This is a genomic window from Microbulbifer mixtoriginis (SeqCode), from assembly GCF_052468275.1.
Genome location: NZ_CP174341.1, coordinates 3,538,711 through 3,562,154 on the forward strand (window position 1 = coordinate 3,538,711; position 23,444 = coordinate 3,562,154).

Genomic DNA, 23,444 nt, shown 5'->3' on the forward strand with positions numbered 1-23,444 from the left:
TATCACGGGCCGCCTTGATTGTCAACCCACCCCTAGTCACGTTGGACCTAGAATATAATCGGGTTGTTTCGTTAGGGCTTGTATTGAAATTTGATTGCAGATAACGACATGGATGCTTTATTATTGCAGTACCACAACCATCGGGGTAGATCATTTTCTCGGGCTTTTGAGGATTCGGATGGAATAGTGTGAATTCGGCCCATAGATGGGTTTGGATTAAGTGCTTAGCCTTTCCATTAGTTCTTGTGGTATAGGATCGAGGGTATACGTGCTTAATCCTTAGTAACCATAAGATATTTCGTAATCGTTTCGCACTATAACTAAACTGGAGCGTTTGCCTGCCATCACCTAGTCCACTTCCACTACGATACCCCGGCTGCGAAATAAGTAAAAAAGCCGGGGGCGAAGGGATGAAGCTCTCCAAGTAAGACCTCGACGTTTTCCAGGCAGATCGCATTATCAATGTTCACATGAAGATAATACCAGTGCAGTCCTTGGGAGTGCTTAGAATTGCAAGTTATGCGGTGACCAAGCCCTTCAAGCTGGCACAATTTATTGGCAGCTAGGCACAAAAGCTCTCCGGCTAGCGGCCAGGAACCGAGCAGGATTGAGCTTGGCAATTACCTCTTGTGCGCTCAATCTATACTTTTGGCGAAAGCGGATCGCTGCCTTCCTTACATAGCCGCCCCCGCACAACCCCTAGAGCACAACGACGGATATTCCAGATCAGTTGAACCTGTTGGGCGATCCACTTACGCATCCTCTGCACACTCATGCAAATGCTCTAACAACTTGATCCAACTGGTTGGCGCCGTTCAAGCACATACCGCACCATCCGTTCACAACGATAAAGCGCAACTTGCGAGCTCCTACCTAAGTTATTTTGGTACAGGCCCCTTGTGACCTGTTTTGTGGTGAAACCCACACTGTGCATTTAAATGCAATGAGCAACCTTTTCAAAAAGTGACATGCTGGCCGCCCCCACCCCTTAAAGCCCAATTGTGACTATTGTGCCTTGACTTTTTGGGCTAACCCCAAAGTTGCTTTGGGGCCATAGGATAGGCGAAAATAGACGCCATGAGCCGGCTCTGCACATATTAAGGTATAGCCCTGAAATTCTGGGAACTCAATAGTCACAAACGAGCTGGGAAGGGTCGCCGGCGTTCTTCAATCCTGGAAACGTCGGTCAAATTTATAAATCAACAAATAAATGTAGTATACGTACATAGCGAGAGAATAGTGCCTAAGAAAGTTTCAATAGTTATTCCGATCTACAATAACTCAGAACACCTCCAACACTGCCTTGATAGCGTAATTAGTCAGACAATTTCAGACATCGAGATTATATGTATTGATGACAAGTCCGAAGATAATAGTGTTGAAATCTTGGATGAGTATGTAAAAAAACACCCAGATATCATCACGGCCATTAAGCATGATAAAAACCTCTCTGCCTCTCAATGCAGAAAAGATGGCGTCCTTTCATCCACGGGTGAATATATAATGTTTGTAGATGCAGATGATTATATTGAACCAACGGCATGTGAAGTTGCTTACAATGCAATAAAGAAAAATGGTACTGACATCCTACACTTCGGGACTGTCATTGAAAATTGCGGCAACTTACCGCAATCTAGGATAGATTATAATCAGAGGTTGGTGCAGCCATTTACTGAGAAAACCATTTCAAGTAACTTAATTGAAAACTGTTTTTTACAAAAGAAGTTTAGCTTTACTTTATGGAATAAAATTTATAGCGGAGCCGTTTGCCGTAAAGCATTTTCAGAAGTTTCAGATGGTTATTTCCCCAAAGCAAACGACCTATACGCAGCTTTTTATATTCTGAAACAGGCAGGCAGTTACTCTGGAATCAATGACAATTTATATCATTATCGGTTTGGCCTGGGGATGACAGGTAAACCAATCATGGATATAGAAAATTTTACACTGCACTGCAAATCTGTATTGGTGTTAAACAAAATCAGGGAAAGTATTAATTCTGAAGACGACCGTATTATTGAGAAATACAATTCTGTTTTCGATATAATAGAAAATAACTTTATTAATGAGCAAATCGGAAGATGGTATACTAACCTGCCAAAAGATGAAAAACATTCTGGCCTTCGTGTAATGAATGCGGCCTGGAATAAAGGGTTTCCTTTTATTATGGCAGCTTTAGCGAGAAATAAATGGTACAATAGAGGTGAAGTATCATCATACCTTAAAGACTTTTCGGAGCTTGAGCATATACCACGAAAAATAGAGAATATTGTACTTTACTACCATTCCGTACGGGGTGGAGGGGCCCAAAGAGTGGTAGCGCATTTGTGTAATCTATTTGCGGATGCTCAAATCAACCAGAAATATAAATATAATGTGGTTCTAGTAACCGATCAACCACAAGCCAACGATGAATTCCACATCTCTCCACGAGTTAATAGAGAGGTTATCACAGATATAAAATTATTCCCCCAAAAAGAAAATTACGCTAAGCGGGCTGAGGCCTGGGTAAATATTATTGACAAATATGACGTTGATATTGTACTTAACTCCGCATGGTTGAGCCCCGCAAGCCTATGGGATATGTTAACCATCAAGTCCCACCCAAAGCGACCAGCTTACATTAATCATACACATAGTTTTTTCGCCATTATCTACAAGGTAAAAAATAAAGTCAGTGAAATATTTAATTCTTTTTCTATTTCAGATGGCGTAATTACCTTAACCGAGTACGATGAAACAATTTGGTCAAACTTTAACAAAAATACTTACCTCATCCCTAACCCCATTCAAAAGTTCAATGATACAAGTGCGAAGTTTGTCCCCAATAGAAAACGGATTCTTTGGCTTTCTAGGATTTCGGACGAAAAAAAGCCCTTAGAAGTAGTATCAATAATGGAGCACGTGGTAAAAGAGCACCCTGATGCCATCTGCAATATTGTTGGAGATGGCGATGAAAAAATTATAAGCAATTTAAGAAACGTAATATCTCAAAAAAACCTGGAAAAAAATATAAATATAGCTGGCTACCATAAAGACGTTGGTATGCACTATTCAAGTTCATCTGTCTTCTTGATGACCTCTATTTATGAAGGCTTTGGGCTAACCTTGTTTGAAAGTGCAAGCCTCGGATTACCCACCGTAATGTATGACCTTCCATGGCTCGAGTATTACAACATGCTAGAAGGGTGGGAGACCGTCCCTCAATTGGACGCGAAAGGGGCCGCTGATAAGATTTGCAAACTGCTAAGCGAAGAAGAATACTGGAACAAAAATAGTTCTTTATTGAAGGATAGCTTTTCCAATTATGAAAAGCTCAATCTATTAGCTAAATGGGAGTTGCTATTTAGCAACCTGCAGAATAATGTTACCCCACAAAGTAAATCTACACCCTTCAACAAAAATTTGATTGAACAAATTTCAATTTTTCACACCCAAAGTATTTCCACAGAAATAAATAAAAATAAAAGAAATGAGCAGACAGTTAATATTGCTCGTAGAGAAAAGTCAGAAATAAACGCGAAACTTCAACGAACCTACAAAGAAAAATCAGAAATAAATGCGAAACTCCAAAAGACCTACAAAGAAAAAGCTGAGAGAGGCTTAAAAATTAAGGAACTTGAGAGTAAATTACAAAAAAATAGAAGGCTTTCATTTGTCAAAAGAAAACTGTTGGGCTTTATTTCTCGCAGAGAGATAATTTAATGAATTGCCTTTAATGACGTCGAATATCTTTCGCACATTTACTTTTGAGAAAGATTCCACCCGCATTTATTGAGCGGGAGGGGGCTGATTGTGGGCGAGAAAGATAGGGCAAAGGAATTGAACAATATCGTCCGCATTGATCCACTGAAGTAGCCTTGAACACCATACTAAACGCGGAAGTCGAGCTACTACGTTGTTCAACAAAAGGCTACTTCACCTGCTCTGCCGCTTCTCAACAAAGTGAGTTTGACCTCCCCGATAGTCGTAGATACTTCGAACGAGAGCTTGGACTGTTTGCAATCCGGGTTACAGGTATGTGTAACCCGCTGCAAGCATCAGGTACTTCCGAAAGCCAATCGGCAGTTACTTCAGTCAGGGTGTCTTCTCCCTCCTGCCCTCCCCCAATCAAAGCACATTACCCACTGACACCAAACAAAGCGGGCTTCACAATCGGCCACATTGGCACCTGTAGATACCGACTATTGACCCAAAGAACCGGCTATATGATTACCCGCCCCAACCTGATTTACCTCTGGGGTGGAATTACCAGTGGAAACCTTCCCCTATAGAGTAGACACCTACCTTTTGAACAAGGTAGGAGAAAATGCCGAAAATATTGAGCGAAGAACGTGTTATTGGATACTCAACAGAGTTCAAAGTTAGAGTGGCAGCTCTCACCAATCAACTGAAAGTAGATACGACTACTATAACCAACGTTATTGGCCTACATTCAGTAATGGTGTATTGTAGTGGTCAACTATTTCCGAACAGTAAGTTAAGTTTTTCTTCCGCTTTTGCAGGCGATAATCCGTCATTGTGTTGTTGGGGAAACTCCTAGTTGTAGTAAGTCATCAAGTAATGGCTGATGTCTCGGCTTGCTTCTGTGATAGAGGTGTAACCGAGAGAGGGTATCCATTCACTTTTCAGACTCCGAAACAGTCTTTCCATTGGTGCATTATCCCAGCAATTTCCACGTCGACTCATGCTCTGGGTCATTCGGTAGCGCCACAGCCGTTGGCGGAACTGATGGCTAGTATACTGACTGCCTTGATCTGAGTGGAACATAACCCCATTAGGCTTTCCTAGCTGCTCCCAGGCCATTTCCAGTGACTTTATTGTTAGTGTGGCATCTGGTTTCCCTGAGAGGCCCATCCAACGATACGGCGAGAGTGTAAATCTATGTAACACCAGCTTGAAACAGCCCAGATATAGGTAATGTCACCACACCAAACTTGATTGGGCTTCTCAACATTAAACTTGCGGTCAAGTTCAATCGATATATCTAAGTCCTCGACTATTGCTCTCTTATTCTTATGAGGATCAGGTTGTTTACACACTAAGGCGGCCTCACACATTAGTCTTCGGACTTTAAAGCGTCCGATTGATATCCCTTGCTCATAAAGCAAACCTACGACTGTACGACTTCCTGCAGAGCTACGGCTGCGCTCGAAGACTGCAACGACTTTGGAGCGGAGCTGCATTCTGGGTACATAAACAGAGTTCTTTTTTTCCTGTATTCGTAGTAGTATCATCGAGGTGTTTCAAACGCTTTGCAGGCCAGTTCCACGAGCTCCAGCTCACTCAACAGGTCTATCAGCGCGTACGATTTATCTCGTCGGAGATCAAGAGAGCGGTTGTAGGTTCAACCTGTCAAGGCAACACCCTGTTTAATAACCTGCTTTGGTGTCGCAAAGTTCAGTGTTTTTCTTGGCCTGCTATTAAGCTCGTTAGCAACTTGATTGAGTTTCCTCTGAGTATGCTGCGCCAAGCATGTCTTTTTTGGAAAGTACTGGCGGATTAAGCTGTTGGTATTCTCATTCGTTCCCCTTTGCCAGAGGCTCTGAGGATCGCAGAAGAAGACAGGAACACCTGTCTTTTCCGTAAATTCAGCGTGCTTCACCAGCTCCATTCCTCGGTCCCACGTCAGTGATTGGCAAAGCTCTTTTGGCAGTTTTTTAAACTTAGCAACAAGCGCCTGCTTCACAGAATTCGCATCTTTCCCTTTCAACTTAAGAATGATCGTATACCGCGATTTTCGATCAACAAGCGTGGCAATATGAGTGTTATTTGAACCTGACACTAAGTCACCCTCCCAATGACCTAAAACACATCGTTCTTGTATCTCCTGAGGACGCTCCCTTATCGATGTACCGTTGACGATGTTGATAGTACCGCGCTCGCCTTTACGTGACCGACGCAGTATAAACTCCATCTGAAAGGACAGCTTCAATTTGATAGAGTCATCGGCCACCAGGGAGCGATATATTCCCAGTGACAGTGCCACTTAGGCCATTGATAGTAACTCCTCCAGCACTACCAGTGGTTCCATAGAAATCAGACCTCCATCGAAAGATGATTGCATAGCCTTGTTTTCTCTGGCAAATCTTGAATATTCATCTACCGTACAGCTTAATTTAGCCGTTCTATTAGATGAGCCAAAAGAAAGCAAATTCATTACGGGTTTATTTTGAACCAAAACATCATTACAAATTGTTTTGCCTGACAAAGGATCTAAAACCGTGACCCAGTGTGGGCCTCTGGTGGTAAATATTATTGGCTCTTTAGCCCTCCACCTGAAGTCCTGATAATTATAATAATCACTTGCTCCATAGCCGGTCGAAGTTGGGAAAAGTGCACTTTTCCCACTATGATAAAAACGATGGGCGTCTAGATAAAAATTTGTCGTCACACCCACAGCAGGGTATTCACTACCCTTAGGGTAGCTACTTGGACCATACCCATTTGTAGTACATATTGCAGAAAAAACAGCCGAGGAGATTGTTAACCCTAATACCATAAAGATGATTTTAATTATTCCATTCATCAACAAATTCACTTAACACTTTAAAAGCGAGCACGAAGAACACACAGACAATAAAAAAATAAAACCAATTTCACACCCCAAAAAAAACAACTTTTCTTTCATGAAGTTTTTATAGCTTTTTGTACGACAGTACAAAAAAATCAACATGATCACTCCAATACAAAGCAACTGGAAAGCCCACTCCATTAAGAACAATATTTACTACCCCCACTCTAAAAAATCCAACGTCCCAAGGCGCGATAGACAATCACACCACAGATTAAGAACAAAAAACAAAACCGCATTTAATTAGAAAATCAACCAAAAACAATCCAGATTTTATGAGTTAAATTTCCACAGTATATTTGCGATTAAAATTCACTAAGATGTAAAGCATTACAAATATTTGGCATGCCGGTAGAATATCTTTTTGAATTCCATCCATATCGCGCGTGGGGGGGGGGCAACCCCAAACATATTGGGGCGAGTGTACAACTACTTAATTTCAAAAATGGTGACCTTAAATTCAAAACAATCTTTACTGATCATTTAGAAGCTAAGGTGAAAACGAATTTACCAGGTGGCACCCGATTCAGTATTGCAATACGCTGGCAAAACTCACAAGGGCTGTGGGTCATTGATTAGGTCTCTAAAAGAGAGATTTCCAACAGCGAAAACCTGCCTCAAAGAATATCTAGCATCTCCTCTCTTCATAAAGGCGGGTATCGTGCACCAAGTCCTCAGTAGCTGGCGATTCGATAGTCTCAGGTAAAAAGATGGTATTAATAAATGATGTGATTACCATCAGAAATTCATTGCAATAGACTGAAAGGCTGCTGCCAAACCGATGTCAATACTGTATGAGAGTGGCAATGTCAGCCTATTAGGTTAGTCAGACGTTGCTTTTTTTGGGTCTCGAAACGCTTCTGCAAACGATCTGAAGATTGCTCGAAGAATCGCGGACTATATCACCTCTAAAGGCAATATTTTCATAAGCGGGCTGGCCATGGGGATTGATGCCACAGCTCATGAATGCACACTGGCAACCGGGAGAGACACTATTGCTGTACTTGCCCATGACCTGTATACTGCAAACCCTCAGGAAAAATATAAGCGGGCGATAATATAATTAAGACTGGCGGCCTCTGGTATCCGAACACCCTGAAGGTGCGCCTCCCTAAAGACACTTCTTTATAGAATTCAAGCTGGTATGCCTCAATCCTCTGTTATCGTGGATTCTGCAACACCAAGTGGAACTATTAAGCATATAGACTTCTGCCTGCAGGCCCTTCACCAACTATTTACCGTTTCCTTTCATAACCTTGAGAATTCACTAGGCTCAATGAAGCTCATCGATGATGAGAAGGCAACAGCCTTAAGGACCAAGTGAGACCACGATCATTTATAACTGTAACTCCCCACGCTTCTAAGAAAGCAAGTAACTGAGCTCCCATACTTCGCCACGATCGCTATAAAGCGCTGTACAAAGATAACCAGGATGGGCTCATAGGGCGGCATCCTCTCATCCGGGCCCCTACTGCCCTTGCTTTGGGTCCACTCGTCGTCGACTAACTAAAGGCTCTAAGGGTCTTCGGCAAGCTGCCGCTTTAGCTCTACTGCCCAATTGGCCCACCGTCTTCATTCGCGAGGAAAGTGGGGCGATGTGTTCAACATTCAGGTCGAGGCCTGGGCGTAAAAGTTGCCGGTGTACGGATCTAGCAACGAGCCAGTATCTACCATGCAACCTTTCGCGTTGATAAAGCTGACCGTAGCCAGGTAGAATTGCACCAGAAGCTCATGACGAGTGCTCTAGCAATCACCGTCATAGTCGGACCACTTCGGTAGCCACTCATGGCTGTCATAACCGTATTCTTCTTTGGTTTCGAGAAAGTTAACCAAGGTGGCTAGAAACTAATAAACGCATAACGATCCCTCATTGTTATTTTGAGAAATCGCATAAGAGGTGGCTTGGGGAAAAAAATATAGACTTTTACTCCTAATGAACAATTAAAGGGGCTATTTAATCCAGTTTAGCCAAATAGCCCCAAGCCATAGAATTGAGCAGTTAAAAAAGAAGGGGCCTGATTTAATCCAAAGTATTGGCTATCGCACCATAAACTTGAGCTTTTGTAGCAACATTGGGGTATAGGTTTGAATCAAAGCTACTCCAAATCCGATATATACTTTTTAACTCCGCATCGTATTTAGATAATTTTACCCAAGCTCCTTGATTCCTACCTACAATTATATTGCCCACTGCGCTACCATCAACATTATCATTAAAGACATGCCCAAGCACATCATTACGAGTTTCCCCGTTCCATATATTATATTTAACAGCGTTAGCCAGCCTTGACAAATCTTGTAGCTCAAAAACAAAATTATGCTGGTAGCTTGCTATAATAAAATTGACTGTATCACCAGCATGACCTACATCAATAGTGCCGTCCACGGGTAATTTTTCTGAGCTACAGTCAGCTATAGGATTCATATAACAGCGTATATCATATGCATTGCCGTGCAACTCTAACGAATCCTTTAACTGTCTACCTTTTACCTCAATGAAGTTTTTATATTCCTTTTTTCGAGATTCACTGAGTGATGTTTGATATAAAGAAAGTGCTATCATACCCACACGCCCTACAAAGTGAGTAACTCTAATATTACTCAGTCTCCCTTTGTATTTTTCGCTTTTCTCCCATTTATCCCAGACATGAGTCTCAACAAAATTGACCAAATTTTCAGCATCTGACTTCATCAGCGGATCACTAGATAAAGCAGGATCGGTTAATACCCTAGCTGCAACAATGGCAATCCCCATAGCCGCTCGCCATTCATAGTGGCCATGGCTGTAACCTTGTGGAATAAGATCACTACTCCAATCCAAATAACCATCACCATCGAAATCGTACCCATTATTCTGGTATGCTAAGCTTATATCTAGTGCATGTCGTATTAATTTTTTATCTCCTGTGGCCTGGTACATTTCAACTAAACCGTCTATTGCAGGCATATTGGAATACATAGGAATTACACTATTAGTAATAGTGTCTTTAAAAGACTCTGGCTTAAGCTTTAATAGCTGATCATAGTAGTAGTCTTTACTCAGTAGATCTACCACATTATAAAGTGCAGTTTGAGTCACACTTCCACTTGATCCAGTACAGATAATAGTAGAGCTTCCTAAGCCAACCCTCTTTGGTATGTTTTCCCATGAACCACTCAAATCTAAATTTGTTCCAGATGAATTGTGGCATTCTGATGCAGAATTAGAGGCCCAAGTTCCTAAAGTATATTCACCGATAAAAATTTCTCTGGGAGTATAAGAAAAGTTTAGAGTCGGCTCAGGATAGGGTAACACTGTATAAATAGCAGTTTTGGTGACACTCCCTCCCGGACCAGTACATGTAATTGTCGATGATCTAAGACCAACTGAAATAGGTGTATTTGTCCAAGAACCGACTAGAGAGAGCTTAGTGCCAGATGAATTATGGCACTCTGTAGCATTAGATGAGCTCCAGCGCCCTACCGTAGATTCTCCAATAATAAACTCACTCGGAAAGTAATTAAAATCGAGGCCCGGGGGAGCAACCTGCTCTCCCGCAAAGCCCAGCTCGTGCTTAGCTCCATCTTCCAACCTGCTAGGAAAGGGCCCACCTAGATCAATTTTTGTATTTATGGTTTCTGCCTGAACCAATGTCGATGCACAGATTAATGTGATACTACCGATAGAATTTTTTAACACAGCTCTGTACTGAGGATACTTATTAGCCAATTTTTTCAAAATCACATTCCATTAAATACAATATGAGACACAACAACATTTCGGACAGTTTTTTATAACTCAGCCCTTATAAAGCAAGGCCTTTGGGTTGATAAAGGGATGGCTAGGACACAAGGGCACCCCAGCCTGCCGATAGTTTAAAACTTAGCCCACACTTTTAGTGAAATACAGACTGTCTTTCACCCGAACGCCGGTACTTGGATCCGTGACATACCAGGTTAACTCGTAATCTCCGGCCTCAAACCACTCTAGTATCGTTAGATAGTTTCGAGTGTAGTCCTTCGCCTCAGAATAATTTAACACAACATCCCGTGATTTATGAGTGGGATAATTATCCCCGTTGGGAAGAGTGAGTACACTCCACTGCTCAAATGTAACCAATGATTTCGAAGAGTCTAAATTACGAATACTCGCATCATAATTGACTCTTCCTCCGTAGAAAGAACTGAAAATTCAGCAGATTCATCAAGCACGATCACCAACTGAGTGTCAGAGGTATTACCTTCAATAACCAACTCAAAGTCCCAAAAATCTACATAACCACCGGACACATTAAATGTAAACTTACCTTCTCCATCGAGAAAATTTTTCGCTAATATGCTATTTTCACCTTCACATATACTGATATTTCCCATCTGTGGCACTAGATTTGGATTTTCCGGAGTTGGGTCATCAGTGGAATAAACAATGCCTATCCCAAACCTTATACCCATAGATACAAAGCCGGGCACAGGCTCACCTTTTACACCCAAAATTGACGAGGAGGCATATCCTTCTTTAGCTTCAGTTTTAATACAAACTTCTTCAATGCTATCGAATCGATAGCCAACATCTAAATCCACCTCGTACTCAATTCCATCTTCCATCCTGAAAGGGAACGGCTCACCCAGATCTATTTTTCTTACTGATTGTGCCTGCCTGAGCCAATGCCGATGTGCAGATTAAAGTGATACCACCAATAGATTTTTTCAACACAGCCTTATGCAGAGGGGAATTTGCAGTCAGTTTTTTCAAAATTAAAATCCATTACATACATTATGAAACACAACTTACTTCGAACAGTTTTCTTGAGTCAAATCCTGATAAGATAAGGTCTATATCTTTATAAATCTACAGACCCCAGAATTACCGACCTGAAACTGTTCGAAGCATTATATTTCACCCTTTCCTGCCCCACCAAAATTTTTTCCCCTTTAGACGTACCAACTAAATACAAAAACTAAATTACCTGGCTATCCCAGTAAATAATATTTAACGCCCCCAACATCTGCGTAAGCACCCCAGCCAAATCGTTGCTTGTACTGCCCGTAATCACCGGCAAGGTCGCGGGGCGGTTACCAATTTGCCAGCCGCTTTATTCAGGGCCACTTTTGCGGGGAAAAATTGCCAGTAGCCTGGGTCTGCGACATAGAGGGCGAGCTGGCCGTCTTTGCCGGCCCAAACGCCAGTGCCGGTAGCGACTAGGTAGCGATCACCATCGCTGGCAGAGCCCGGTGGATCGTTCTGTATGGCCAGCATTTCCAGCTGTAGCAGTGTGTCTGCGGTATCCAGTGCTTGGTTTAGGCTGACGGCGGGGTCTAGGGTGCCTTCCTGGGCGTAGGGGATACCGTTGTTAGGTGTGTTGCTCATGGGGTTTGGTTCCTGCTTATACGCTGATCTGTGCGGCCGGGCCTGGGCCGGTGATGCTGTTTAGCGGGCTGACCTGAATAGTTACTGGGTCTGCAATGGTGATTGTGGTGGCGGTGGTGTCTGTGCTTTGGGCATTCACCGTTACCCTTTAGCTAGTGAAGTATTGCGATTGGTCGTAAGTAGCGCGGCCACCGAGGCGCCTACTCCGAGCCATTGAATTACCAGCTGGCCATTTGCGCGGTGCGCATTGAGATTGGCCGGTGCTGGCTCGGCATGGCTGGCCCCATTGAAAGTGCCGCTGGTGGTTGTCTCTTTGCCGCTGCCAACACTGGTGGCGCGGAAGGTGAGTGTCTGGCCGAGGTTGTAGCGCTCGGTGGGAATGTAATTCAGGGTGTTGCGCTCGAGTAAAACAAAGCACGTGCCCGCCGGGTGATTGGCTGACGTGGTGCCAAGGCGCCCACGCAAGAAGTAACCGATCTCCCACAAGCCGGGGCTGATTTCTTCGGCCTCGCCAAAGCTGGCGATTTCATCGCCGATCAGTGCCCTATTCTGGCGGTTGAGCAGATCCGAGAAGGTGCAGTTTTCCAGCGCGTCGCTGGTATCGTACAGGCGCTGTTGCTGCCGGCAATCAGGACGTAATAGCCCAGCTGGCTGTCGTCACCGCTGGTCAGTATGGGCGCGTCGAAAATTCGATAGTGGTAAAGCCCAGCACCAGTGGCACCGGGGCCGGCGGTGCCATAGGAGCTACGCCGAAGGCCTGAGATTGATAGGCGCTTTTGCGGTCGTGGATCAGTTTGTACTTCTGCTCTCCGTTATCCAGGGATACGGCAGCGATCCCCACTGAACAGCACCACATCGCCGGGGTGAGCTTAATTATCCGGCAGGGTAATTTCAAACTCGCCGCGCTGCTCTTCGATCATCACCTTATACGTAATCACGGTGATCTGTGCGGCCTGGTCGGCCTCCAGTACCAGCTGGGTCTCTATATTTTTCTCGCCCTCGCCGCGAGTATCGATGCTACGATCACAGGTCTGCTTACAAGTATCGATACCACCATCAGCGTCGTAATAGTTTAGATTGAGCACCCGCACAATCTCCTCGGGGGAGCGGCGGGTTTTCTCGTCGTCGCTATCGCCGATCAAATCTTTTTCATCGATGGTCATCACCGGTTCGGCGCCGCGCGGGGTAAATACCAATGAATCACCGCAATTGACCGGGTCAAAAAAGAACGCCTTGGCCAACTCCTGAATATGCTCGAACTTGGGGGCTTCGTTGCTGACCTGCATCCCCCGAGACATACCCCTCCAGCAGGGTGGTATCGAATTTGCCAAACGGCAGGCCGGCGCGCTCGCAGATCTTTGCAACCACGGCATCGAGGGGATAAGGCATAGGATTTTATTCGGGGTTTTATTCAGGGCTTTTGAGTAAAAACTGCAAGCGGAATTGCCGATTCATACCAATTTTTACCAGGCAGGGGCTATTCACATTGCTAGCCGGTAAATACTCATTGCTATAGCGGTCGCGCTGTTGGCAGTAATCCAGGTTGCCACTTTTTAAATGGGCAAAAATCACATCGCTAGCGCCGGTCTGGGGGCAGTGCTTATCGTCCAGGGAGACTCTCAGGGTAACAAAGCCCGCAACGGTTATTGTTGCCTGGGTGCCCAGGCTGCTGTCATACCAGTACAGTTTGGCCGTGCCGGCTTCCACATAGGCAATCACCGGGCGCATATTCTGGTCAAACGCCAGTCTGACCTCGGTGATATTGGCTCCGGTGATCACCGTGCTGGCCCGCACCTGCAGGGAATCCAATACGATGGCTTTGCCATCCTCCATGACCCGCGCCCAGCTGTGGGTTAGGGTAAGGTTGAGCATAATGGTTACCCGGCCGTTCACCGGCTTCGCTATTTTCCGCTGATAGGAAAAAGCACCGAATACATATTTTTTACCAGCTGGTAGCTCTCGCTATTGCCGCTGCCAAAGCCAATCACTTCCCGCTCCGCTTCAAGATCGCTGGCGTCTTTAAAACGAAAACCAATCAGGGCACCCATGCAGGCATGATGAGCAGCGGCCACGATTTGATGATCCGCATAATCCAGATTTTTAAACAGCACCGAGTAACGGCCCAGCGGGCGCTCCCATTCGGCATTGCGGCGCTCTACTCCGCTGCGTAATTCTTTAATATCGGTTTTATAGCGGTGGTCGTATCCGGAGCCGTAGGCCACTTTTTCCAGCAGGCGACTTTCATTAAACATTAAGATCCCAGCCTCCTGCGGTTAATCCGTTGTTTGCGTTCGCTCTCGCGGGCAAGCTGCGTGGAAGTGCGATTATTTACCTTGCCATCAACACGAATATTCTGCGTCATGAAAACCGGGCGGCGGTAATCATCCCAGGCGCTGCCACATTCCGGGCACGTATACACTGCGGTTTCTGGTTGGTGCAGGCCGAACACCGGATGCGGTGTACCGCCTTCTTTTTCCAGCCAGCTGACGTTTTCTCAATCCAGTACATGAGACTCACCGCAATCGTGACAGGTCACCGGCAGCACGCGCATGGTGTCAAGTTTGGTGTAGTGCTCCACCTGGGAAAGGTCTGCAACGGCCGGTGTGCCAATTTCTTATTGCGCATGCGCTTGAGGCGTTCCCGCAGGTGGCGAATGAAATCGCCCTGATCGCCAACGTCTTTGTTGGTATCGTCCGGCTCCTCCACATAGCCCCGACGGGCTGTGGTGGATTTCACATTGGAGATGGAGTTGGAGCCAATGGTGCGCACCTCACCACCGGGGAATTTCTTCCGCGTTGAGCGGCTACCGCCTTTGCGACTGGTGGTGACATCGATCACCCGATTAACAGCTGGTGACCCCTCGATAATCGGCACCAGCTTTTCATCCATAAACAGCCGGCCTTTTTCATCCTTGGGAAACAGCATCAGGATGTGGGCCAGGTCGGTGACGGCGACCTTGCAGATATCCGTGGCCAGCAATACCGTCCAGCCGATCTGCGCGGCCTTCTGCATCACCACCATCCACGACAGTGGATTATCCAGTGCGTGCATGACACCCCAGAAAATCATTGCGGTAATAACCAGCGTTATCGCTATCTTCCGACGGCAGTTTGATATTGTCCGGCAACCACTCGATCAGCGGGATTTTAGGCTGCGGTATCCAGGCCTGGCGTACTTCCTCCACCAGCCTCTTCAGATTCAATCTCGTAACTGCCAATAGCTTTGAGGGCAGCGTCAATGTTTGGCTGTAGGGGTTCGCGATCGATGGTAATGGCATGCTGGCTCTCGATAGCAATAACGATGCTTTCCACCGCTCCTAAAAATTCATTCTTGCCAATGGTGGACCACTCCACCATCGCTTTACGTACGGACTCAATATCGACAATCAGCTGATCCTGCTTGTACAGCTCGCGCATCTTCAGCTGTGCATTCGCCTCAGATTCAACTGCCTGCGCCATATCGCGGCGGTTGCGGGCCTCATTCGCCTGGCGGCCAGCGGCCTCGGTTCGCAGACGCTCGCAATATTCATGAAGCCAAACTCTGAAGCTGGCACCTACAGTAAAAAGCCCTGCTTTGTAGTGTTTGGCAATAGCCGGTTGAGTAGCGCCAACCAAGCGAGCAAAGCCCAATTGAGTGGCCTGATCATCAAGAGAGATATCACCAGCCAAGGTATAACCCCCTAGGAAATTTCAGATATCTGTTAAAAAAGCGGGGTCCGAATCACCCGTGTGTTGGCCCCCTCAGGAAGACCCGTTCAACGTCTTTTTGCGGTCGCAATTGCATGGTCCATGGCCTTATCCAGTTCAATCGGCAGATGACGCCGCGCTATGCCTTCAGCAATACGGAGGAAAGGGAATCGCTTGCGGTAGTCAGGTTTTCCCTTGAGGAAAATCAGGGTGGGCTTAACCGTTGGCCGGCGTTTGCCGCCTGCCCTCTTCCAAACGCCTAAGACACCATCCAACTTTGCCAACGAAATATTTACCGTTTTTACCCTGCGCACTACCTGCCCCACTTGTAGAGCCAGGGTTACCCCGTAATTCAGCCAGGATTTTTTTATAGGTTCCGACCGAGATATTTCCATGCTTGTTTAATCTCGCCGCCTTGCCATGCACCACATACATACCAGCAGTGAACACCCATATGCCAAAGGGCTCGCTCAAAGCACTTGTCGTTCCGGTTCACATCCATGACCGACGGGGCCAGGTATCTCCGGGTGCAGTACCGTTGGAAACCTGATCACGGATAAAGACTTTGGCAATACCTGAACGCTTCGTGGCTTTCTTTACCAATACGGAGTTCAGCGTTAACTTTACTGGGTTTGTAAATACACGCCCTATAGCTGCACCCTCTTCTCCCCGGATTCGTAACGCCACAGTATTGAGTACGACAGAACTAGCATAAGGTAATTGCTTTTTTAATTCAGCAGATGCTTGATCAAACTTTGAAGTATCCAGCTTTACACTAACGCCCATCGTCCCCGCCCTGCAGCTTCTAGCGCTTGTGGTTGTGGTTGTGGTTGTGGTTGTGGTTGTGGTTGTAATACCAATTAATCATTAAACCTGCTGCAGCTATCAGTACACCAGCAAAGCCAAGCCAGTTGTTTGCGAGCCAACCCGCGAAAGCTCCAGCACCAATAGCAGTCGTATAGCCAGCCTTATCCGCTATTTCTCTCAGAGCATCCTGAAGTGTTATGACTGCTTCCAGGCAATAGTTGCCTTCTCAACGCTGCGCCCCACTACATAACCACCGAGGCCGATTTTTACTATTTCCAGAAGGGCGAGAGTCTGGTTCTCGCTGAGGTTTAGCGCTGTCCACCCCAACCAATGAAAGACGGTCAGCCCCACGAACGTAAGCATTGTTACTGGCCGCCAGTTTCTTTGTAGCCATGACTCTCCTCCAGCTTCTGCAGTGATTACCTGGGTAGCCACTCTCAACTCCTTCAGGTCCATTGAGATTAACTTTGAATCCACCTGCGCCTTTAAGCGGTTGGCTTCTGTCTTACCTGGGAATGCCTTACGTAAAAAAACCGGCTCAGTGGCCGGTTTATATGGTTAGGTACCTGCTAGAGACAACAATCGTAAGGTAGCTTATTTATACTCCCAAAACGCAGAAGTACCAAAAAGGTGTCAGCCCAAAATAATAAAGAAGTGGTCGGTTGTGCTTAGTCTTATTAGCTGCTGATGCTTTGCAGATTTGATAAAAAGTCATTTTCCTGGTCTGTGTTTTCAAATGATGATTTAGGAATAATGTTAAAAATCAAATCTGACTGATAAAGCATGATAATCCGCTTGCTTTCTCGCCACTTGACATAGTCTGACCATTTGATTTTTACTACCCCTCTTTCGTTAATTGCGTTAATGCCCTCACGATTCCATTCGAATTGAGCTGGAAGATTTAAGCTCTTTTGCTGCCGATAAATTTTATTACACTTGTAGCGCAGATAGACCAAATAATAGCCAAAATACCAAAGTAGCCAGCCAGAGGCACTACCAACGGCGATTGATAATTCAACGTTTAAAGCACTATATAAAAAATAGGCAAGCCATACTGTTAAAAGCGTAATGATAAAAAATTTGCTTACACTAAGCTTCTGATGAACCCATTGGGAATGATAGTAATCATCGGGTGTTATCTTAACTTCGATTTTATTCATACTTATTGCTAACATTTATATACTGATGATCTTGACCACTATTATCCTGATCACTGCCTCGGAAGCAATTCCGCGTCAGTTTTCCAAAGTAATCTTTCAAATCAGACTGCCGGACAAATTTTATACACTTCAGCGGGACGGCTAGTAACTTAAGACTGTAGGGCGGGTACGCTCGCCCGGCATTGATTCAAGGTCATCCAGGTGAAGGAATCACCTTTTGAATGCCCCCTTTTGCCATACCCCTATAACGGTGAAACCTTCCTCCTGGGTGATTTTAATTAACCGGTAGACCCTGCCTGACGCCACCTGAACATCAATAGCCTGCCCGGTGGTATGGGTCATGGTGGCGTTTAATCGAGCGTTATGAACTGGGCAGCGGTAACCGGAGTTAATAATCATCGGCTTGCCAAAGCGCTCTCTAACTTGGATCAGGCGCCTGAGCGTTTCATCTTTGAAATAATTTTTGCCACAACAACGACAGGCCAATTCCAACTCTGTGAAATAGTCATTATCAAACATGGAAGCACCAGAAATAAAAAAACCCGCACAGTGCGGGTTAATTTTTGAAAATTAGTGTCGCTACAGAACGATTTTACTAATACTTTTTAACTGTTTTAAATAAACAGCGTATCTTAAAGCTTAAATCAAAAATAAGGATGCGATTAAAGCTCGTAAGCTTCCCTCAGCATATCTTTAAGATAAATATGATGTGTTTCAAACTCCATACCTTGCGCGTCTTTAGCTTTAATACTGACAGCTGTTTCATCACCATCAGGCCCAGGCATTGCTGAGACTTCTAGCTTGTATGCCTCAAAAAACTTTGACTCATCGCCGTAGGGTGCGTAAAAATGAAAAACTTCTTTCCCTTCTCCAAACCACAGCAATTCGATAACAAATGCCATATCACCATTGCTTGAATTTGGATCAACAGCTGGATTATCTTTAAGCGACAACTCAACCTGACTGCCATCAACTGTAAACGATTTAACATCAACAACTTTGCTTGGAGTAACTTCAACTAATTGTCCATGAACAGAAAATAGTCTTTGCTCAAAATTTAGTGAACGCTCTTCCCCAATAAAATTTTCAGCTTCAGAGACAAAGCCTTCAATGTGAACCATTGCATTATTTGGATTTCCAGCATTGAAACCATCTACTGCAATATCAAGCTGACGATACACCCAAACATCATCGACGGTAGAATAAAATCTCCAACCTTGATCATCTTCTTTGAAATTACTTACTGACAGACCGGGCGCATGAGGAAAATTAATTTCTAACGAAGTTAGCATTGCGGGCACTGAATGATCCGCTTGATCAACAGTCAAAATCACAGAACTAGCACCATTCAAGTTTAGGCCAGGGTACTGTATTTCACCGTTAGATGAATGTAGATCTTGAAGTTCATACTTGAACGTTTTAGCTTGCGCACCGAAGGCAAATAGAGCCACAGAGACAGCCACTGTTTTAATGGTATTTCTTAAAAACATAAAAATTCACTGAAAAATAAATTGAGTTAACCGTTTGAAGAGAAAGTGAACCTTATAACATACATCAAAACTCAGCACCTGATCACACTTTTCGAAAAATCTAATCAAAAAATATATAAAGTATGAGTTAAAGCCTACAGAAGCTTATCAACGACAGTAAAGCTTATTAAATAATAAACACAAAAAACCGGCTTAGGGGCCGGTTTAAGAAAGGATGATCGGTCGCTATACATACAACTCGACAGCTTGCCCAAGATTATTCTTTTGATGGCTAGCTGTCAATAAATACAGTTTTATATATGCACAGAGTAGAAATTAGCGTGCCAATAAATCCTAAAAGCCTCTAATAGCATCTAGATCACCAGCTCATTCGCAGATATTCGCTTTTTCCGAAATGCCATGTTTCCTAAGAAGCTTTGCATATTCACCTGTAGAACAAAGACGGGCCAGCCCTTTATTGAACTCATCTCTAGTCTTTTCATCCTTAAACGCCATTTTAAATTTCGAAACCGGTAAAAAGACTTTATGAGTATCCACCTCATCCATTGAGTGCCCCTGTTTCATGGAGAAGTGAGCAAAAATACTCTTATCGATAATGGCAATAGAATCTTCGTTCTGCCAGAAATCCCGGACCTGATCTCGTGAATCCTGTATCTCAACATAATTTTTGCTACCTGCCCCTCCAGGCGAGAAAAGGCGCTCAAATTCTAGCCCTAGATCCAGGTGAGCCCCCTTCCAGGCAATGACATGGTGCCCTACAAGGTCGTTCACATTATCTATTTTAATATCTTCACTCTTGCGGCTAATTGCGTAATTAACAAATCCAACATATTTCTTTGAGAAAAAATGGCCACCCGTCTCACCATGCTCATACACATTTGTCTCAGCATCTGCTATGCCATTTTTAATAGCATTTTGAATATCCCCCCAACCCATCTGCAAGAATTTTATTGAATACCCAGGTAATGACTGCTGGATTATTTCGACTTCGAGCCCGCTCTTCGCGTTATCAGCAACATAAGGAGGTGCATCATTAGCTATAGCGACCTTTAACTCCGACGTATTAGCGAATAAAGGTAACCCAAGCAATAATGGGAACAAGACTAGCAGCTTTAAGGTCTTGTTTCGCATAGTAAAACTCCTTAATAGCAGGAAATTCTTAATACTTAAATAGCAGGTTAGGCCAAAACATAGATACTATGTAAAAATACGATATCGAATACAATCGACTTTAACTGTTAATAAGGCTTAATAATTAAGGCGCCAATGGCCAGAGCAAATTGGTATAATAAAAAATTGTACTTAATTAACTGGAAGGGAAAGGGCCTTTCCTCATCCCTGCTAAAGCCTCTCTCGCATCTTGTAGCCCACTTCTATGCTGGACTTAATGATTTGGCATAGAATCTTAATGCTAGCTACCTGCCACCTTTGCCACCTCCTGCAATTCCCATCTTCGGAAGTAACGGAGCCAAAATACTGTTAACTCAATTCTGGCCTTATCTTGTTTATTGCGCCCCTTTACCGCTCGTAGTTACATACCAACAACTTGATCAGTTTCCTCCGACCCTCCTTCGTTCACGGGTTCTGGATTCTCTCGATAATTTGACTTCATATTCCTAGCAAAGGAGGACATATGGGGCCAGGATACTGAATCTCCTGCTCTCTCCGGGAATGATAAGAATGTCCCGGTCGAAGATTCCCACCCCTTGCATAGAGTCGCCATTGGCACGAGCCATGAACGTCGTCAGGCCGCTGGTTATTAAATGATCATTAGACTGAGGGCTTCTTCTTTGTAGTCGTCTGCCGGTGAGGGGAAGCCGCAGCTGACGCCGCTGCCGTATAGAGGGGTAAGTTTCACCGTAATGCTAGATACTGCTTATACATACAGTGTCGAGAGGCTGGGAGCGGTCAGGCAAGGGGGCGCATGACCACAGCGCCACCACTTGACCTTGCCTGACTACTTTAATAATTCTCTAAGCTGTTCTTGCTTCTCATTAAGAGTGTTTAGCTCATCAACCAGGGTGTTGGTTGCTGCATCTAGGTTGTTTATCTGCACCTTTAGCATATCCCTTATTTTCGGGTCGGTAGTGTCTGCAGTCATCTCAATAGTGTTCAAGCAAGCGCGTATCTCGGCCTCAACATCTATAAATGTCATGGTCCAACCCCTTCTTTCCGGCGACACAGGAGCAATTTACCAAAATACTGTGTAAACATACAGAATAAAAAAAGGAATGAATTCGGCGCCTATTCCGTTCCGCACTGGAAGTAAGGGTATGCATGAAACATGGGTGCTGAATAAGAAACTGGAGGATACTCCCGGGAGAGTGCTTGAAGGTGTACCTCACTCACCCAAAAAGACTGGTTGCTAGGCTGACTCGTTCTCACAAAAGGTCAACCCAGCACACAACACTCTTTTGACTAGAGTGAAATTTTCATAGCCTTGTGTAATCTAGTTCTTATTGCAGCGTTCACATGGCCGATTAGAATCGCCCTGAGTTCTAATATAGCCCAGGTTTACCGCCGCAGTATAAGTACCATCTGATAGGACGGCATCAATTTCATAGAGATCATCGCCACCAGGGACTGATATATTCCCGGTGACAGTACCACTTAAGCCATTGATAGTGACTCCTCCAGCGCTACCAGTTGTCCCATAGAAATCAGACCTCCAGCGGAATACGATTGCCATAGACTTGTTTTCTTTGGCAAACTTGGAATACTCATCTACGGTATAACTTATTTTTGCTGTTCTATTAGATGAACTAAAAGAAAGCAAACTCATTTTAGGTTTATTTTGAACCGAAACGTCATTACAAATTGTTTTGGCTGACAAAGGATCTTTAACTGTCACCCAGTGTGGTCCTCTGGTCGTAAATGTAATGGACTCTTTGGCTCTCCATTTAAAATCCTGATAATTATACTCATCCCATCCCATAAATCCGGTAGAGGTTGAGAAGGTTGCCTTTTTCCCGCTGTAATCAACATGCCGGGTATCGTGATAAAAAGTTGTCGGTACACCCACAGCTGGATATTCGCTTCCCTTAGGATAGCTGCTTGGATCATACCCACTTGTAGAACACGTTGCAGAAAATACAGCCGAGGAAATTGTTAACCCTAATACTGCAGAGGTTATTTTAATTATTTTATTCATCAATAAATCCATTTAACACTTTAAAACAGAGTGCGAAGAATACACAGACAAACAAAAAAGTAAAACTTTTTTTAGACCAAAGAAACCCTTCCTTTCAAAAGGTTTTCAGCCTTTTGTACACTAGTACAAAAACATCAATAAGATCACTACAACGAAAAGCAACTCGAAAAACTTGAGCAACTCATGAAGTGATAGATAAGCCCGCCGATGATTCAACGCAAAAACAAAACGCACCAAACCAAGAAGCTTAACCAAAATAAATCCAGTTTTTATGATTTAAATTTCCGCTGTATATTTACGATCAAATTTCACTAGGATGTAAAGTGTTACAAGGATTTTGGCATGTCCGTAGAATATCTTTTTGAGTACCATCCATATCGCGGGGCAATAACCCTAAGCATCTAGTTTTAACACTAGCTCTCTGCAAAACTGCTTCTTAATGGAAATAGTTGAGATTCAACGCGGCAATCCAGAGTATCCAGTCGGCCTGGAAGATACTCCCAATCCGTCGGCAACACTGTTTGCCCGCGGCAATGTCAGCCTACTAAATCGGCCAGGCGTTGCGATTGTTGGATCTCGAGACACTTCTCCAAACGGCCTGGAGATTACTCGAAGAATCGCAGGTTACATCACCACTAAGGGCAATGTTGTCATAAGCGGACTAGCCCTGGGGATTGATGCCGTAGCCCATGAGGGCGCCCTGGCAGCCGGGGGAGACACTATCCCTGTGCTTGCCCATGGCCTGCACACTGCAAACCCTCGGGCAAACTATAAGCTAGCAATGCGAATACTCGATACTGGAGGCCTCTGGGTATCCGAACACCCTGAAGACGTATCACCCCAAAGACACTTCTTTGTAGCAAGAAACAGGGTTCAAGTTGGCCTGTCTCAATCTTCTGTCATCGTGGAGTCTGCGGCATCAAGCGGGACTATGAAACATGTAGATTTCTACCTGCAGGCCCCCACCCCTCTTTGCTGTTGCCCCTCATAACCCTGAGGATTCACTAGGCTAAACTGTCAGGGCCCAATGAAACTCATCAATGAAGGGAAGGCGACAGCCCTAAGAACTAAGTCAGACTACGATCTCCTAGAGCTGTAACTACCCTACTCTTCTAAGAGAGCCAGTTATTGGGCTGATTCCTCCTCCGAGAACTCCAGCCCATACTTCTCCACTATCGCCATAAAGCGCTGCCCATAAATTGTTCTAGCTATCTCTATCTACGAATCTA

27 protein-coding genes and 2 pseudogenes are annotated in these 23,444 nt (G+C 44.6%); 3 read left to right on the top strand and 26 right to left on the bottom strand.

Annotation, left to right across the window (positions count from 1 at the left end; translation table 11 throughout):
• Positions 1-640: 640 nt before the first annotated feature.
• Positions 641-775, bottom strand: coding sequence for a hypothetical protein (locus tag ACJJIC_RS15425; RefSeq protein ID WP_445357347.1), 135 nt, complete (start codon positions 773-775; stop codon positions 641-643).
• Positions 776-1,239: 464 nt separating this feature from the next.
• Here ACJJIC_RS15425 and ACJJIC_RS15430 point away from each other — a divergent pair, with 464 nt between their 5' ends.
• Positions 1,240-3,705 (top strand): glycosyltransferase, encoded by a 2,466-nt coding sequence (locus ACJJIC_RS15430; RefSeq protein ID WP_445357348.1) that lies wholly within the window; start codon positions 1,240-1,242, stop codon positions 3,703-3,705.
• 753 nt (positions 3,706-4,458) lie between these two features.
• On the opposite strand, the pseudogene ACJJIC_RS15435 reads toward ACJJIC_RS15430, so the two are convergent.
• The 3 genes and pseudogenes from ACJJIC_RS15435 to ACJJIC_RS15445 form a co-directional block, all read right to left on the bottom strand.
• Positions 4,459-5,335 (bottom strand): annotated as a pseudogene (locus ACJJIC_RS15435) (IS3 family transposase); the annotation flags it as partial.
• A 12-nt stretch (positions 5,336-5,347) separates the two neighbouring features.
• A complete protein-coding gene (locus ACJJIC_RS15440; RefSeq protein ID WP_445357897.1) occupies positions 5,348-5,959 on the bottom strand; it encodes an IS30 family transposase in 612 nt (203 codons plus the stop codon).
• Positions 5,960-5,989: 30 nt separating this feature from the next.
• The gene (locus ACJJIC_RS15445; protein WP_445357349.1) at positions 5,990-6,529 is read right to left on the bottom strand and encodes a hypothetical protein; all 540 of its coding nucleotides are present in this window, start codon (positions 6,527-6,529) and stop codon (positions 5,990-5,992) included.
• An 889-nt stretch (positions 6,530-7,418) separates the two neighbouring features.
• Between ACJJIC_RS15445 and ACJJIC_RS15450 the strand changes: the two are divergent.
• Positions 7,419-7,637 (top strand): annotated as a pseudogene (locus ACJJIC_RS15450) (DNA-processing protein DprA); the annotation flags it as partial.
• A 957-nt stretch (positions 7,638-8,594) separates the two neighbouring features.
• Here the strand turns inward: ACJJIC_RS15450 and ACJJIC_RS15455 are convergent.
• The 22 genes from ACJJIC_RS15455 to ACJJIC_RS15560 all read right to left on the bottom strand — a co-directional run bounded on the left by ACJJIC_RS15455 (position 8,595) and on the right by ACJJIC_RS15560 (position 22,215).
• Positions 8,595-10,292: a hypothetical protein gene (locus ACJJIC_RS15455; protein WP_445357350.1), complete on the bottom strand. Its 1,698-nt coding sequence runs from the start codon at positions 10,290-10,292 to the stop codon at positions 8,595-8,597.
• Between the two features lie 395 nt (positions 10,293-10,687).
• Positions 10,688-11,158, bottom strand: a complete 471-nt coding sequence (locus ACJJIC_RS15460) for a hypothetical protein (protein ID WP_444909375.1) — start codon at positions 11,156-11,158, stop codon at positions 10,688-10,690.
• A gap of 445 nt (positions 11,159-11,603) precedes the next feature.
• Entirely contained in the window at positions 11,604-11,921 is a 318-nt protein-coding gene (locus ACJJIC_RS15465) for a DUF2793 domain-containing protein (protein WP_444909374.1), read from the bottom strand.
• A gap of 16 nt (positions 11,922-11,937) precedes the next feature.
• On the bottom strand, positions 11,938-12,060 hold the full coding sequence (locus tag ACJJIC_RS15470) for a hypothetical protein (RefSeq protein WP_444909373.1): 123 nt from the start codon (positions 12,058-12,060) through the stop codon (positions 11,938-11,940).
• Positions 12,061-12,062: 2 nt separating this feature from the next.
• On the bottom strand, positions 12,063-12,530 hold the full coding sequence (locus tag ACJJIC_RS15475) for a GTA baseplate fiber-binding domain-containing protein (protein WP_444911014.1): 468 nt from the start codon (positions 12,528-12,530) through the stop codon (positions 12,063-12,065).
• Between the two features lie 58 nt (positions 12,531-12,588).
• Positions 12,589-12,762, bottom strand: a complete 174-nt coding sequence (locus ACJJIC_RS15480) for a hypothetical protein (protein ID WP_444909372.1) — start codon at positions 12,760-12,762, stop codon at positions 12,589-12,591.
• Between the two features lie 28 nt (positions 12,763-12,790).
• On the bottom strand, positions 12,791-13,219 hold the full coding sequence (locus ACJJIC_RS15485) for a phage tail protein (RefSeq protein WP_444909371.1): 429 nt from the start codon (positions 13,217-13,219) through the stop codon (positions 12,791-12,793).
• Positions 13,220-13,328: 109 nt separating this feature from the next.
• Positions 13,329-13,793, bottom strand: a complete 465-nt coding sequence (locus ACJJIC_RS15490) for a hypothetical protein (protein ID WP_445357351.1) — start codon at positions 13,791-13,793, stop codon at positions 13,329-13,331.
• 29 nt (positions 13,794-13,822) lie between these two features.
• Positions 13,823-14,173, bottom strand: a complete 351-nt coding sequence (locus tag ACJJIC_RS15495) for a DUF2460 domain-containing protein (RefSeq protein ID WP_444909369.1) — start codon at positions 14,171-14,173, stop codon at positions 13,823-13,825.
• On the bottom strand, positions 14,173-14,340 hold the full coding sequence (locus ACJJIC_RS15500; protein ID WP_445357352.1) for a hypothetical protein: 168 nt from the start codon (positions 14,338-14,340) through the stop codon (positions 14,173-14,175). Before ACJJIC_RS15500 ends, ACJJIC_RS15495 begins: the two co-directional genes overlap by 1 nt.
• Before the next feature lie 113 nt (positions 14,341-14,453).
• Positions 14,454-14,972: a phage terminase large subunit family protein gene (locus ACJJIC_RS15505; RefSeq protein ID WP_444909368.1), complete on the bottom strand. Its 519-nt coding sequence runs from the start codon at positions 14,970-14,972 to the stop codon at positions 14,454-14,456.
• A 95-nt stretch (positions 14,973-15,067) separates the two neighbouring features.
• The gene (locus tag ACJJIC_RS15510; RefSeq protein WP_444909367.1) at positions 15,068-15,589 is read right to left on the bottom strand and encodes a hypothetical protein; all 522 of its coding nucleotides are present in this window, start codon (positions 15,587-15,589) and stop codon (positions 15,068-15,070) included.
• 86 nt (positions 15,590-15,675) lie between these two features.
• Positions 15,676-16,002 carry a hypothetical protein gene (locus ACJJIC_RS15515; RefSeq protein WP_445357353.1) on the bottom strand — a complete coding sequence of 109 codons (327 nt, stop codon included), beginning with the start codon at positions 16,000-16,002 and terminating at the stop codon, positions 15,676-15,678.
• A 97-nt stretch (positions 16,003-16,099) separates the two neighbouring features.
• Positions 16,100-16,393, bottom strand: a complete 294-nt coding sequence (locus ACJJIC_RS15520; protein ID WP_445357354.1) for a hypothetical protein — start codon at positions 16,391-16,393, stop codon at positions 16,100-16,102.
• Positions 16,394-16,412: 19 nt separating this feature from the next.
• The gene (locus ACJJIC_RS15525; RefSeq protein WP_445357898.1) at positions 16,413-16,625 is read right to left on the bottom strand and encodes a holin; all 213 of its coding nucleotides are present in this window, start codon (positions 16,623-16,625) and stop codon (positions 16,413-16,415) included.
• Positions 16,610-16,849 (bottom strand): hypothetical protein, encoded by a 240-nt coding sequence (locus tag ACJJIC_RS15530; RefSeq protein ID WP_445357355.1) that lies wholly within the window; start codon positions 16,847-16,849, stop codon positions 16,610-16,612. Before ACJJIC_RS15530 ends, ACJJIC_RS15525 begins: the two co-directional genes overlap by 16 nt.
• A 242-nt stretch (positions 16,850-17,091) precedes the next feature.
• Positions 17,092-17,574 (bottom strand): YcxB family protein, encoded by a 483-nt coding sequence (locus ACJJIC_RS15535; protein ID WP_445357356.1) that lies wholly within the window; start codon positions 17,572-17,574, stop codon positions 17,092-17,094.
• A 210-nt stretch (positions 17,575-17,784) separates the two neighbouring features.
• The gene (locus ACJJIC_RS15540; protein ID WP_444890088.1) at positions 17,785-18,093 is read right to left on the bottom strand and encodes a D-Ala-D-Ala carboxypeptidase family metallohydrolase; all 309 of its coding nucleotides are present in this window, start codon (positions 18,091-18,093) and stop codon (positions 17,785-17,787) included.
• A 143-nt stretch (positions 18,094-18,236) separates the two neighbouring features.
• The gene (locus ACJJIC_RS15545; protein WP_445357357.1) at positions 18,237-19,064 is read right to left on the bottom strand and encodes a hypothetical protein; all 828 of its coding nucleotides are present in this window, start codon (positions 19,062-19,064) and stop codon (positions 18,237-18,239) included.
• A 366-nt stretch (positions 19,065-19,430) separates the two neighbouring features.
• A complete protein-coding gene (locus ACJJIC_RS15550) occupies positions 19,431-20,195 on the bottom strand; it encodes a substrate-binding periplasmic protein (protein ID WP_445357358.1) in 765 nt (254 codons plus the stop codon).
• A gap of 826 nt (positions 20,196-21,021) precedes the next feature.
• A complete protein-coding gene (locus ACJJIC_RS15555) occupies positions 21,022-21,219 on the bottom strand; it encodes a hypothetical protein (protein ID WP_252082020.1) in 198 nt (65 codons plus the stop codon).
• Between the two features lie 294 nt (positions 21,220-21,513).
• Complete coding sequence (locus ACJJIC_RS15560) at positions 21,514-22,215, bottom strand: hypothetical protein (RefSeq protein ID WP_252082021.1); 702 nt, start codon at positions 22,213-22,215, stop codon at positions 21,514-21,516.
• A 439-nt stretch (positions 22,216-22,654) separates the two neighbouring features.
• Here ACJJIC_RS15560 and ACJJIC_RS15565 point away from each other — a divergent pair, with 439 nt between their 5' ends.
• Entirely contained in the window at positions 22,655-23,206 is a 552-nt protein-coding gene (locus tag ACJJIC_RS15565; protein ID WP_445357359.1) for a DNA-processing protein DprA, read from the top strand.
• Positions 23,207-23,444: the final 238 nt, after the last annotated feature.

What these genes read in the sequence shown, in the direction of transcription:
- ACJJIC_RS15445 (WP_445357349.1), bottom strand. Translation starts at nt 6,529, where the DNA reads ATGAATGGAATAATTAAAATCATCTTTATGGTATTAGGGTTAACAATC.
- ACJJIC_RS15495 (WP_444909369.1), bottom strand. Translation starts at nt 14,173, where the DNA reads ATGTTTAATGAAAGTCGCCTGCTGGAAAAAGTGGCCTACGGCTCCGGA.
- ACJJIC_RS15535 (WP_445357356.1), bottom strand. Translation starts at nt 17,574, where the DNA reads ATGAATAAAATCGAAGTTAAGATAACACCCGATGATTACTATCATTCC.
- ACJJIC_RS15540 (WP_444890088.1), bottom strand. Translation starts at nt 18,093, where the DNA reads ATGTTTGATAATGACTATTTCACAGAGTTGGAATTGGCCTGTCGTTGT.
- ACJJIC_RS15460 (WP_444909375.1), bottom strand. Translation starts at nt 11,158, where the DNA reads ATGGAAGATGGAATTGAGTACGAGGTGGATTTAGATGTTGGCTATCGA.
- ACJJIC_RS15520 (WP_445357354.1), bottom strand. Translation starts at nt 16,393, where the DNA reads ATGGGCGTTAGTGTAAAGCTGGATACTTCAAAGTTTGATCAAGCATCT.
- ACJJIC_RS15550 (WP_445357358.1), bottom strand. Translation starts at nt 20,195, where the DNA reads ATGCGAAACAAGACCTTAAAGCTGCTAGTCTTGTTCCCATTATTGCTT.
- ACJJIC_RS15425 (WP_445357347.1), bottom strand. Translation starts at nt 775, where the DNA reads ATGAGTGTGCAGAGGATGCGTAAGTGGATCGCCCAACAGGTTCAACTG.
- ACJJIC_RS15485 (WP_444909371.1), bottom strand. Translation starts at nt 13,219, where the DNA reads ATGTCTCGGGGGATGCAGGTCAGCAACGAAGCCCCCAAGTTCGAGCAT.
- ACJJIC_RS15555 (WP_252082020.1), bottom strand. Translation starts at nt 21,219, where the DNA reads ATGACATTTATAGATGTTGAGGCCGAGATACGCGCTTGCTTGAACACT.
- ACJJIC_RS15505 (WP_444909368.1), bottom strand. Translation starts at nt 14,972, where the DNA reads ATGCACGCACTGGATAATCCACTGTCGTGGATGGTGGTGATGCAGAAG.
- ACJJIC_RS15560 (WP_252082021.1), bottom strand. Translation starts at nt 22,215, where the DNA reads ATGAATAAAATAATTAAAATAACCTCTGCAGTATTAGGGTTAACAATT.
- ACJJIC_RS15515 (WP_445357353.1), bottom strand. Translation starts at nt 16,002, where the DNA reads ATGGAAATATCTCGGTCGGAACCTATAAAAAAATCCTGGCTGAATTAC.
- ACJJIC_RS15465 (WP_444909374.1), bottom strand. Translation starts at nt 11,921, where the DNA reads ATGAGCAACACACCTAACAACGGTATCCCCTACGCCCAGGAAGGCACC.
- ACJJIC_RS15545 (WP_445357357.1), bottom strand. Translation starts at nt 19,064, where the DNA reads ATGTTTTTAAGAAATACCATTAAAACAGTGGCTGTCTCTGTGGCTCTA.
- ACJJIC_RS15490 (WP_445357351.1), bottom strand. Translation starts at nt 13,793, where the DNA reads ATGCTCAACCTTACCCTAACCCACAGCTGGGCGCGGGTCATGGAGGAT.
- ACJJIC_RS15565 (WP_445357359.1), top strand. Translation starts at nt 22,655, where the DNA reads ATGGAAATAGTTGAGATTCAACGCGGCAATCCAGAGTATCCAGTCGGC.